Consider the following 12,181-nt stretch of genomic DNA (forward strand, 5'->3'; position numbering starts at 1 on the left):
GCCACCGCCGTAGGTCGAGGTCAGCGGATCGGCGCCGATCACCCGTACCCGCTCACCGGAGACCTGTTTCAGGTGACGACCGGTGCCGCTGATGGTCCCGCCGGTGCCGACGGTCGCCACCAGATGGGTGATCCGACCCTCGGTGTCGGCCCAGATCTCCGGTCCGGTGGTGTGCAGATGGGCCTGCGGATTGGCCTCGTTGTCGTACTGGCCGGCGAACCACGCACCCGGCGTCTGCGCCACGTACCGTTCGGCATGGGAGCGCAGGCTGTCGGGATGATCCCGGGGGACGAAGTTGTCGATCAGCCGCAGTTGCGCACCGTAGGCGGTGATCTGGCGCCGCTTCTCGACCGAGATGGTCGAGCTGGCGAAGATCACCGCCCGGTAGCCCAGCTGTGCTGCGAGCAGCGAGAGTCCGATCCCAGTGTTGCCGCTGGTCAGTTCGACCACGGTCCCGCCGGGCCGCAGCAGCCCGTCGGCCTCGGCCTCCCGGATCATGGACAGGGCTGCTCGGTCCTTGCTGCTGCCGCCGGGGTTCCACCATTCGGGTTTCACGTAAATGGTCGGTGGCAGGTGCCGGCCGGCCCGGTTCAACCGGATCAGCGGGGTACGACCGACTGCGTCGGCCAGGGATTCGTACCGGACCGGTGCTGGTGTTGCGCCAGGTCCGGAACGGGACCAGAAGTCGATCATCGTCGTCGAAGGCGAGATAGCCGTGCATCATCGCCGAGATCCCCACCCCGGCCAGGGCGGTCGGCCGGGCGCCGTACCGCTCCTCGGTGTCACCCAGCAGGTCGGTGAAGGCTGCCTGCAGCCCGGACCAGATCGCCGTCTCGGAGTAGGTCCAGGTCTGCTCGCGGTAGTCGTTCTCCCATGCCTGGCTGTCGGTCGCGAGCACCTCGTCGGGATGCTGCGGGTCGATCAGGCAGGCCTTGATCCGGGTCGAACCCAACTCGATACCGACCACCGCCGACCCGGGCGGTGATCACTTCCGTGGGACTCACCGGGGTTCGTCCTGCTGATCGGACTGTCCGTAGACGTTCTGGTAGCGATCGAAGAGGGCATCGATCCGGTCCTGCGGGATCGGGATCAGCTCCCCGCCCTCTCGCGCATGGTGCACGGTCCTGCCCACGTCCTCACACATCACCGCCGCCTTCACCGCGTCGCGGGCGGAGGAACCGATGGTGAAGGGGCCGTGGTTCTGCATCAACACGGCCCGGCTCCGTGAACCGCGCAGGGTCTGCACGATGCCGCGGCCGATCGAGTCGTCGCCGATGACCGCGAACGGGCCCACCGGGATCGGCCCACCGAACTCGTCGGCCATGGCCGTGAGCACACAGGGAATCTCCTCACCCCGAGCCGCCCAGGCGACGGCATAGGTCGAGTGGGTGTGCACGACACCACCGACCTCGGGCATGTGCCGGTAGACATAGGCGTGGGCGGCGGTGTCACTGGAGGCCGCCCGGTGGGACCCGAACGAGCCGGGTACGACCTGCCCGTCGAGGTCGCACAGAACCATGTCCTCGGGACCGAGCTCGTCGTAGGAGACACCGGAGGGCTTGATCACGAAGTAGTCGGTGCCCGGAACCCGTCCGGAGATGTTCCCACCGGTCCACACCACCAGTCGGTACCGCGTGAGTTCGCCGTGGAGCCGGGCGACCTCGGCACGGATCTCGGCGAGATCGGCCTCACTCGGCGGGGCATCGAATGCCCGTGCTGGATCCGAACGCTGCATCATTCCACTTCCCGTCGATCGGTCGCGCCGTCGGCGGGGTGGCCGCGGCGCCGCAACACGTCCCTCACCTGTCCGGCGAGGTCCCTGCAGTTGCAGTATGCCGAAGATTGTTCGCGCTAACAAGACCGGGGGGCTGTGCTCTTCGGCACCGTCGTTCGGCGGTCGGGTCGCGGATTCAGCGTGCTGCGGTCGATCGGCGAACGACCAACTCGGGTTCGACCAGCACCGCCGTCCGGGGACCGGGCGCCGCCTCGCGCTCGGTCCGGACCAGGTGGAGCAACATCTCGACCGCCCGCGCCCCGACCAGGTCGAAGTCCTGCCGCACAGTGGTCAGCGGCGGCAGATAGTGCGCGGACTCGGGGAGGTCGTCGAAACCCACCACACTGATGTCGTCCGGCACCCGCAGGCCCCGGTCGGCCAGACCGTGCATCAACCCCAGAGCCATCTGATCATTGGCCGCGAAGACGGCCGTCACCTCGTCGATCCGCGGATCGGATCGACCGACCGTGTAGCCGCTGTCGGCCCCCCAGTCCCCCTCGGCCGCCAGTTCGGCGGCCAGTCGCCCTCCTACGGCCTGCGCCCAGACCTCGCGCCGGAGCCGGGACTCGAACCAGTCGTCGGGACCCGCGAGGTGCAGGATCCGCTCATGCCCCAGGCCCTGCAGATGCTCGACGGCAGCCCGCGCCCCGGCCAGCTGATCCACAGCCACGCAATGAGAACCGGGGATGGGTTCGGTCTGGATGATCACGCTCGGCACCCGCAACGACCGGCTGACCATCGGCAGCGAGGAGACCCGCGGAGAGATGATGCAGATCGCATCCACGCCTTGTGCGTGCAACCGCTCGATCCCCCGCTCGGGTCCGTCGTCCCCGGAGGTCGTGATCACCGCGTACCCGTCCTCACGAGCCGCCCGCTCGATCCCCCGCAGGGTCGAACTCGGTCCGTACTCGACCGCCCGGTCGACCAGGACGCCAATGCGCATCACCCGCCGGGTGACCAGGGCGCGGGCGGCCGAACTGCGTGTGTAGGCCAGTTCGCTGATGGCAGCCTCGACGCGTTCACGGGTGGACTCGCGAATGTTCGGATGGCCGTTGAGCACCCGGGAGACCGTCATGTGGGACACTCCCGCGAGGTTGGCGACGTCGTAGATGTTGGCGTGCCGCTCGGTCGAACCGTTCTGATCGGACACCGTCCCACTCCCTTCGCCGATCGACCCGGTGATCGGAACCCTGTACTGGCGACGTGCATCGTAACCGGCAGGCCGTGGTGGGCGCGCGGCACCACCGATCGGACTCGGATCGAGACGACGACCACCCCAGGGATTCTCCGGTGTTGCGCTGCCGCGCTCCTGCCGCGGCGGCCGGGCAGGTCGGGTCAGTAGGCGGCCCGCGCTCGGCGTACCGCATCGGGCAGGACCGCCAGCAGCCGATCCACATCGGCATCGGTGGTGCTGTGACCGAAGGAGATCCGTAGCGCCCCCGATGCCAGCTGCTCCGACAATCCCATGGCCACCAACACCGCGCTGGGGCGCGCGACCCCGGCACTGCAGGCCGAACCCGCACTGACGTCGATCCCCTCGGCGTCGAGCAACAGCAGCAGATCATCCGAACGCAACCCGCTGAAACTCAGGTTGATCGTCGACGCCGGGCCCTCGGCCACACCGTTCAGCCTGGCCCCGTCGATGCGGCGCACGAGGTCGACGATCCGTCGGCGGTGCTGCTCGTAACCGCGGGCGGCCAGCTGCCGTCCGGAGACCGTGGCCCGCAGGGCCGCGGCGAAACCGAGCGCGAGGGCGACCGGCACCGTACCGGAGCGCAGATCCCGCTCCTGGGCACCGCCGAAACCGAGCGCGGCCGGCGAGACGGTCTTCCTGGCGATCAGTGCGCCGACACCGACCGGGCCGCCGATCTTGTGCGCGGTGACACTCATCAGGTCCGCGCCCGCCGCGGCGAAGTCCACCGGCAGCGAGGAGAGTGCCTGCACCGCGTCGGTGTGGAACCAGATGTCGTGACCCGCGGCCAGTGCCGCCAGTTCGGGGACCGGCTGACCCACCCCCGTCTCCCCGTTCGCCCACTGGATCGACAGCACGGCGATCCGCTCGCTGAGGACATCGGCCACCTCACCGAGATCGACCCGGCCCCGGGCATCGACACCCACTTCCACCAGTTCGGCCCCCTCGGCGACGGCGGCGGCCGCCGCCTTGCTCACGGCGGGATGCTCCACCGTCGAGGTGACGATCCCGTTCCGTGCGGCTGGGCCCGTCCGGCGGGCCAGCCACGAACCCTTCACCGCCAGATTGTCGGCCTCGGTGCCGCCGGAGGTGAAGATCACCTCCGAGGGTTGTGCACCGAGATCGGCAGCGATCGACTCGCGGGCCTCCTCCAATGCCTTGCGGGCGCGCCGGCCGGCCGCGTGGGTGGACGACGGATTGCCCGGTTGGCCGAGCTCGCGCGCCATCGCCTCGATCGCCTCCGGGCGCATGGGCGAGGATGCGGCGTGATCCAGATAGCTGCGGACACCGGTCTCATTCACCACGGGTCCCTCCGTCACTGAGCTGGGAGTCGGCCATGTCGGACAAGATACGCCTGCCGTACCCCGAGAACCCGCAGCCCCGAGGGCCGAGAACGACGAAAGGCGGCCTCCCCGAGGGGAGACCGCCTTCGCCAGTCGAGCCGGATCAGCCCTTGGCCTGCTTGACCTGTTCGGTCGCCGCCGGCAGCACCGTGTGCAGATCGCCCACGATGCCCAGATCGGCCAGTTCGAAGATCGGTGCATCGGGGTCCTTGTTGACCACCACGATCGCCTTCGAGGTCTGCATACCGGCGCGGTGCTGGATCGCGCCGGAGATACCGGCGGCCACGTACAGCTGCGGGGAGACGGTCTTGCCGGTCTGTCCCACCTGGAAGTTGTGCGGGTACCAGCCGGAATCCACCGCTGCCCGGGAGGCGCCGACAGCCGCGCCCAGGGCGTCGGCGAAGGCCTCCACCTCCTCGAAGTTGCCACCCGTACCCCGACCGCCGGAGACGACGATCGCGGCCTCACCCAATTCCGGGCGACCGGTCGGGGGCTTCTCCTCCGACGAGACGATCCGGGCCGTCTTTGCCGCATCGGAGATCGTCACCGACACCTCCTCGACGGCATCGGAGCCCGCAGCCTGCTCCGGTGCGATCGAGTTCGCCTTCACCGTGATCACCGGATTCGGACCGGCCTCGGCATCCACGGTCCAGTTCCCGGCGAAGACCGACTGGGTGGTGGCGATACCGTCCTCACCGGCGTTCAGGTCCACCGCGTCGGTGATCAGGCCACTGTCGCGACGGACCGCCAGCCGACCGGCGATCTCCTTGTTCTCCGGAGTGGAGGCCAACAGCACCGGAATGTCGTCACCGGCGAGTTCGGCCAGCGCATCGACCTTCGGGCCGACCAGGTACTCCCCGATCGCCGGGTCGGCGACCTGCAGGGTCCTGGTCGCACCGTAGGCAGCCAGTTGCGGGGCCAAGGTGGCGGCATCGCTGCCGAAGACCACCGTGACCGGTTCTCCGACCCGCCGGGCCAGGGTCAGCAGTTCGAAGGTGGGCTTGCCCACCGTTCCGTCGGCCGCCTCGACGACCACCAGGATTTCACTCATCTCGTTCTCCAGTTCCGATCGTCGTCTCAGAGGTACTTGCCGGCCACGAGAAATTCGGTCAACGCGGTCGCACCGCTGCCGTCCTCATCGGTGATCACCTTGCCGGCCTCCTTCGGCGGCCGCTCCCTGGTCTCGACGACCCGGGTCCGGGCTGCCTCGAAACCGACGCCGTCCTCATCGAGTTCCAGGTCCTCCAGGTCCCATTCCTCGACCGGCTTGCGCTTCGCCGCCATGATCCCCTTCATCGAGGGGTAGCGGGCCTCACCGCTCTGGTCGGTGACGCTGACCACGGCCGGCAACGATGCCTCGATCCGCTGGCTGGTGACATCGCCCTCCCGCCGGATCGAGACCTTGTCACCCTCGACGCTCAGTTCGTTGGCCAAGGTGGCCGCCGGCCAGCCGAGACGCTCGGCGACCATCACCGGAATCACGCCCATCACGCCATCGGTCGAAGCCATACCGGTGATCACCAGATCGGGCTCGATCTGGCTGATCGCGGCGGCCAGGATGGCCGAGGTGGCCAGGGCGTCCGAACCGTGGATCGCATCATCGAGGACATGCACCCCGGAGTTCGCGCCCATCTGCAGCGCCTTCTTGATGGCATCGGCAGCATCGTCCGGGCCCACCGTCAGCGCCACGACCTCCACATCATCGCCCTCATCGGCGATCTGCAGGGACTGCTCGATGGCGTACTCGTCGAGCTCGGAAAGGATGCCGTCGGACCCTTCGCGATCCACGGTGCCGTCGTCATCGAACTCACGATCACCGGTCGCATCGGGAACGTACTTCACCAGTGCAACGATCTTCATATCTCTCCACTCCGTCGTCGGGACCCACCTACCGATCCGCCGTACTCGCAGGTAACTTCGGTGGGCCGAAGACCAGCTTAGCGGGCGTTCAGACTGGATTCGAGGGGAGGGCTCACCCCGATGAACACGCCTCAACGCCACGAATACGCTAGAACAGGATGCGGTTAGCGTCGACCGTGCATCCGTATCAGCAGACGAAGGCCATACCGCCGCCCGGAGCGCGATCGAGCGCTCCGGCACTGGAAAGGGACCATGACGAACACCGCGCAGCCCATCATCAACTCCTCGATCCTGGGCGCGAACATCGGCGACGGCGGAACCAGATTCGCCCTCTGGGCCCCGCGTGCCACCCGTGTGGAGGTGGCGCTGGTCGCCGCCGACCGCAGCCAGCGCAACCTGGACATGGTCCGGTCCGACGCCGACGGGGTCTGGAGCGTCTTCGTCCCCGGCGTCGGCGCCGAACAGCGCTACGGCTTCCGGGTCCACGGGGAGTGGGACCCCGACGACGGTGCCCGCTTCAACCCGGCCCGACTGCTGCTCGATCCGTACGCCAAGGCGATCACCGCCGGGGTGGACTACCTGGGACCGATCCTCGACCACACCGCGGATTCGGACTTCGAGCTGGACACCACCGACAGCGCCGAGGCGGTACCGCTGAGCGTGGTGGTCGCCCCCACACCACCGCCGACCCCGCTCGCCCGTCGACGGCCGCTGTCGGAGACGGTGATCTACGAAGCACACCTGAAGGGCATGACCCGGACCCACCCGGCGGTGCCCGAGCATCTGCGCGGCACCTTCGCCGGTCTGGCCTATCCGGCGATGATCGACTACCTGGTCGATCTCGGGGTGACCGCGATCGAACTCCTGCCAGCGCAGTACTTCATCTCCGAGCCGTTCATCATCGGCCGCGGCCTTTCCAACTACTGGGGTTACAACACCTTGGGGTTCTTCGCCCCGCATTCGGCCTACACCTCGGTCGGCACCCTCGGTGAGCAGGTGGGCGAGTTCAAGCAGATGGTCAGCGCCCTGCACGAGGCCGGGATCGAAGTGATCATGGACGTGGTCTACAACCACACCGGTGAAGGCGGGCACGAGGGACCGACCCTGAGCTTCCGCGGTATCGACCACGCCGGGTACTACCGGCTGACCGACGATCTGCGCAACGACTACGACGTGACCGGCTGCGGCAACTCCGTGGACACCTCCCACCCCGGTGTGCTGCAGATGATCATCGACTCGATGCGCTACTGGGTGACCGAGATGGGGGTGGACGGGTTCCGTTTCGACCTGGCCACCGAGCTGATCCGCGACGAGCACCACGGTGTCGATCAGGGTCACGAGTTCAAGCGGGTGATCGCCGAGGATCCCGACTTCGCCGGGATCAAGATGATCGCCGAACCCTGGGACCTCGGCCCCTACGGCTACCAGGTCGGCAACTGGGGCCAGCGCTGGACCGAATGGAACGACCGCTTCCGCGGTTACATCCGTGACTACTGGCGCAGCCAGGTCGACGGGGTGGACGAACTCGCCACCCGGCTGGCCGGTTCCACCGACATCTTCGATCATGAAGGACGTCCGGCGACCACCTCGGTGAACTTCGTCACCGCCCACGACGGCTTCACCCTGCGGGATCTGGTCACCTACAACGACAAGCACAACGAACTGAACGGTGAAGACAACCGGGACGGGACCAATGACAACCGGTCCTGGAACTGCGGGGCCGAGGGTGAGACCGACGATCCGCAGGTGAATGCCCTGCGGATGCGGCAGATGAAGAATCTGATGGCCACCCAGCTGCTCGCGGTCGGGGTGCCGATGATCACCGCCGGGGACGAGTTCGCCCGTACCCAGGACGGCAACAACAACGCCTACTGCCAGGACGGCCCGCTGTCGTGGATCCACTGGGATCTGCTGGAGCCCTATGCCGAACTGCACTCGATGACCAAGGCGCTGTTGCAACTGCGGGCGAAGTATCCGGTGCTGCGGCGGAACAGCTTCCACTACGGCCGGGAGATGAACGACCTGCAGGGCAAACCACTGGGGCGCAAGGACATCGCCTGGTTCTCCGAGAACGGGGAGATGTCGGATGTGCACTGGGCCGACGGTTCCCGCCGCCTCCTCGGATGGTACGTCTCGGATCGCCGGGTGGCCTTCCTCAGCTGGTTCAACTCCTCCGATGTCGGTGTCGACGTGGTACTGCCCGACCAGCCGTGGGCGAACTCCTGGCAGCTGCGGATCGAGACCGGCCCGCCCGGTGAGCTGCCCTCGGAGGTGCTCGCACCGGGATCGACCTTCCACCTGCCGGGGCGCACGGTGGCGGTCTTCCAGGCCGAGGTGCCGCTGTGGGCCGCCGCCGATCCCAACCGGGAGCTGCGCCGCCCGGCGGCGGGTGAAGCCGGCGACCCGAGCCAGCGAGGTCGTCCCGGCCCGCGCTGAACGCGTCGGTCGACGGGCCCCACCGAAGCACTGTCTCGGTGGGGCCCGTCGCATCATTCCTGAATCGACCGGCCGACCGGCACCGAACGCGTCAGGGTACGTAGTCGATCGGTGCGTTCGGCCCCCAGGGGATGCCGAGCGCCCACCAGAGGAAGAATGCCGCACCCCAGAAGACCCACATGGTGATCGATAGCGGAATCGTCAGCGACAACAAGGTGCCGATGCCGGCGTTGGACTTGTACCGCTGGATGAAGCCGAGGATGAGTACGAAGTAGGGGCTCATCGGGGAGACGATGTTGGTCGTCGAGTCACCCACCCGGTACATCGCCTGGGTGGTCTCCGGTGAGATCCCGAGCAACATGAACATCGGCACCAGGACCGAGGACAGCAACGTCCACAACCCGGAGCCGGAGGTGATGATCAAGGCCCCCACGGCGACCAGGAGGAATCCGCCCAGCAGGATCACGAACTTGCTCGCGTTGATGCTGTCGAAGAACTCGGCCCCCTTGATCGCGATCACCTGACCCAGGTTCGACTCGCTGAACAGCGCCAGGAACTGCGAGGCGGCGAAGAACAGCACCAGCACCGGTACGAACGGGCGTACTCCGTCGGCAACCATCTCCGGGATCTCCGAGGCCTTCTTGATCTCCCCCACCGCAACCCCGTAGGCAATGCCGACGAGGAAGAAGCCGAAACCGACGATGGCGGCGATCCCGGCCATCAACCCCGAATCGGTGGAGAACCCGCCCTCGGCGTCGCGGAGGAAGGAGCCACTCGGCCAGGCCAGCGCGGTCAGCAGCACGAAACAACCGATCAGGGTCGCCAGGGCGATCCACATGCCACGCTTCTCCTGCGGGGTGGCCGATCGGGTGAACTCCTCGTCGTCCTGGTCCTGCTCATCGGCATCCAGTTCGATCTGGTCCCCGCGCTTGTTCAGCACGAGTTCGGTGACCAGGGTGATCGCCAGGGTGACCACGAACATGGAGACGAAGTTCCAGTACAGGTTGGCCACCGGGGTGACCGCATAGCTGTCGTCGACGATGTGTGCTGCCGAGGTGGTGAGGCCACCGAGGATCGCGTCCAGGCTGTTCACGAAAGGTGCCGCCGAGTAGCCACCGGCGGTCGCGGCATAGGCCACCGCACAACCGATCACCGGGTTCCGGCCGACCGCCTTGAACGCCATCCCGCCCAGCGGAATGACGATCATGTAGGAGGCGTCCGAGGCCATCGACGAGGCCGTACCGACCAGCGCCACCACCGCGGTCACCCACCGCGGAGAGGCCGAACGGAGTGCGCCGCGCATGACCACCGCGAACAGCCCGGAACGTTCTGCCACAGCCACACCGAAGAGCACCACCAGCACCAGGCCGAGTGCGGGGAACTCGACGTAGTTGGTCACCACACCTCCGACGACGGCGCGCAGGTTCTCGGTGGAGAACAGATTCGAGACCGCGACGGTCTCCCCGCTCGCCGGATTCACCGCCGACACCCCGGCAGCGGCACAGATGGCGGAGACGAACATCACGATCACCGCCAGGCCGAGGAAGAGCCAGAACGGATGCGGCAGTTTGTTGCCGAGCTTCTCGATGATCACCAGCGCCCGCATCAGCGGTCCGAGATCATCCTCACTCGCGGTCGTGGTGGACTTGGCCATCGGGTACCTCCGGGGGATCTGTCGTACCTGCTGGTGCGGGGGTCACGTCTTCTCCGACCCATTCGTCATCGACCCTGTCGAGCATCGGTCACCCGGGCAAGCATAATGATGATGATCGCCGGGCACAGCAGATCAACGAACCGAAGCTGATCCCGAGTCGGCACACCCGACAGCTTCCCGAGGAGAATCGATGAGAGCTCCGAAAGCTCGTCCGCAGCACCACCGGTCCATGATCGTCACCCCGCAACCGGAGGCCACCGATGCCGGTGCGGTGGTGCTCGCCGAGGGTGGCAACGCCGTCGACGCCGCCGTCGCAGCCGCACTCGTGCAAGGTGTCGTCGATCCGCTGATGTGTGGTGTCGGTGGCTTCGCGCTGATGCAACTGCGGCTGCCCGACGGCACTCAGTTGATCATCGACGGACTGGGCACCTGCCCGTCGGGGATCAGCGACGGCGTCTGGGCCGAGGACCTGCTGGGCATCACCTCCGACGGATTCGGATTCCGGGTCAGGGACTTCGTCAACGAGACCGGACCGCAGGCCGTGATGACCCCCGGCACCCTGCGTACCCTGATGCAGGCCCACGACCGGTTCGGGTCCCTGCCCTGGTCCGACCTGTTCGCCGAGGCGATCCGATTGGCCCGGACGGGCTGGCCGGTCCGCCCGCATGTGCAGACGGTGCTGATCCAGAACGAAGCCAAGTACGGCCGGATGGACTTCGCCGACAAACTCGGGGTGACCGCCGACGGCCGACGGATCTACCGACCCGAGGGCGCACTCCCCCGGCTCGGTGATCTGGTGGTCAACCCCGAACTGGCCGAGACCCTGGAACTGATCGCCGAGCGCGGTGGGGAGGACTTCCACCGCGGCGAACTGGCCGGGGTGATCGTCGACTCGATCGCCCGCGACGGCGGGTTCCTGTCCGCCGAGGACCTGGCCGACTACGTCACGATCGACCGGGAGCCGCTGCGCGCCGACTACCGGGGTCTGACGCTGTGTGCACCGCCCTCACCGGGAGGTGGGCACCAGCTGCTGCAGACGCTCGGGATCCTGGCGCGATTCCCGCTCGGCGAGCTGGTGCACAACAGTGCCGACCACCTGCAGATCCTGACCGAGGCGATGAAACGTGCGATGGGCGACCGGGAGGCCTTGTGGAACTCCGCCTCGGTCACCGACGCCGACTACGACGCGCTGCTGGAACCTGCCGGCCTGGACGCCGCAGCCGCTGCCATCCGGGCCGGTGATCGATACGACCTGGAGGCCGGACGGGTCTCCCCGCAGCCGGCGGAGTCGCAACACACGACCCACCTGAACGTGATCGATGCCGACGGGCTCACCGTCGCCCTGTCCCATACCTTGGGCAACCCCTCGGGCTACATCCCCCGGGGTACCGGCTTCATCCTCAACGGCGGGATGAGCACCTTCGATCCCCGTCCGGGGCGGACGAACTCGATCGCCCCGGGCCTGCGGCGGAACTCGACGATGAGCCCGACGATCGTGCTGTCCGAGGACGAACCGGTGATGGCGGTGGGAGCACCCGGCGCCTCCTGGATCACCCCCGGCATCACCCAGGCGATCTCGAATGTCCTCGACTTCGGCATGTCGGCCGCCGAGGCGGTCAGCGCCCCGCGCGCCGTGGCCACCTCGAATGCGATCGACATCTCCAACCGGATCCCCCGGCGCACCGAGACCGCACTGATCGCACAGGGCTATCAGGTACGCCGCTCCGCCCTCTCCTACGCTTTCGCCGGGGTGCACCTGATCACCCGTTTCGACGACGGACTGCGTGGTGGAGCCGATCCGCAGCGCGACGGCTACGCCGCCGGAATCGGCTGACCCGGGCGATCTCGAAGTGTCCGGCCCGGGCGTCGGATGGGTGGCAGGGCCTGACCACCGAAGCGATCACCCGATACCGTGGTCTCGT

The 12,181-nt window shown here is 67.6% G+C and carries 8 protein-coding genes and 2 pseudogenes; 2 read left to right on the top strand and 8 right to left on the bottom strand.

The annotated features are described in order from the left end of the window. Window positions 1-9: 9 nt before the first annotated feature. The 7 genes and pseudogenes from CLV29_RS16725 to CLV29_RS06115 form a co-directional block, all read right to left on the bottom strand. A pseudogene (locus CLV29_RS16725) lies at window positions 10-693 on the bottom strand (PLP-dependent cysteine synthase family protein); the annotation flags it as partial. Continuing rightward, window positions 659-967 (bottom strand): annotated as a pseudogene (locus CLV29_RS17195) (FGGY family carbohydrate kinase); the annotation flags it as partial. The pseudogenes CLV29_RS17195 and CLV29_RS16725, both read right to left, overlap by 35 nt. A gap of 33 nt (window positions 968-1,000) precedes the next feature. Beyond that, window positions 1,001-1,735, bottom strand: a complete 735-nt coding sequence (locus tag CLV29_RS06095) for an L-ribulose-5-phosphate 4-epimerase (protein ID WP_133755070.1) — start codon at window positions 1,733-1,735, stop codon at window positions 1,001-1,003. Between the two features lie 175 nt (window positions 1,736-1,910). Beyond that, window positions 1,911-2,924, bottom strand: coding sequence for a LacI family DNA-binding transcriptional regulator (locus tag CLV29_RS06100; RefSeq protein ID WP_133754087.1), 1,014 nt, complete (start codon window positions 2,922-2,924; stop codon window positions 1,911-1,913). Window positions 2,925-3,109: 185 nt separating this feature from the next. After that, a complete protein-coding gene (locus CLV29_RS06105; protein ID WP_243831758.1) occupies window positions 3,110-4,270 on the bottom strand; it encodes a cysteine desulfurase family protein in 1,161 nt (386 codons plus the stop codon). A 142-nt stretch (window positions 4,271-4,412) separates the two neighbouring features. Next, window positions 4,413-5,360, bottom strand: a complete 948-nt coding sequence (locus CLV29_RS06110; protein ID WP_133754089.1) for an electron transfer flavoprotein subunit alpha/FixB family protein — start codon at window positions 5,358-5,360, stop codon at window positions 4,413-4,415. Between the two features lie 26 nt (window positions 5,361-5,386). Next, window positions 5,387-6,169: an electron transfer flavoprotein subunit beta/FixA family protein gene (locus CLV29_RS06115; RefSeq protein WP_133754090.1), complete on the bottom strand. Its 783-nt coding sequence runs from the start codon at window positions 6,167-6,169 to the stop codon at window positions 5,387-5,389. Window positions 6,170-6,421: 252 nt separating this feature from the next. On the opposite strand from CLV29_RS06115, the gene glgX reads away from it, so the two are divergent. Beyond that, on the top strand, window positions 6,422-8,605 hold the full coding sequence (glgX, locus tag CLV29_RS06120) for a glycogen debranching protein GlgX (protein WP_133754091.1): 2,184 nt from the start codon (window positions 6,422-6,424) through the stop codon (window positions 8,603-8,605). A 91-nt stretch (window positions 8,606-8,696) separates the two neighbouring features. On the opposite strand, the gene CLV29_RS06125 is transcribed toward glgX, so the two are convergent. Beyond that, window positions 8,697-10,259 (bottom strand): AbgT family transporter, encoded by a 1,563-nt coding sequence (locus CLV29_RS06125; RefSeq protein ID WP_133754092.1) that lies wholly within the window; start codon window positions 10,257-10,259, stop codon window positions 8,697-8,699. A gap of 190 nt (window positions 10,260-10,449) precedes the next feature. Between CLV29_RS06125 and CLV29_RS06130 the strand changes: the two genes are divergently transcribed. After that, window positions 10,450-12,093 carry a gamma-glutamyltransferase family protein gene (locus CLV29_RS06130; protein WP_133754093.1) on the top strand — a complete coding sequence of 548 codons (1,644 nt, stop codon included), beginning with the start codon at window positions 10,450-10,452 and terminating at the stop codon, window positions 12,091-12,093. Window positions 12,094-12,181: the final 88 nt, after the last annotated feature.

It is taken from the genome of Naumannella halotolerans (genome assembly GCF_004364645.1).
In the GTDB taxonomy this organism is placed as follows: domain Bacteria; phylum Actinomycetota; class Actinomycetes; order Propionibacteriales; family Propionibacteriaceae; genus Naumannella; species Naumannella halotolerans.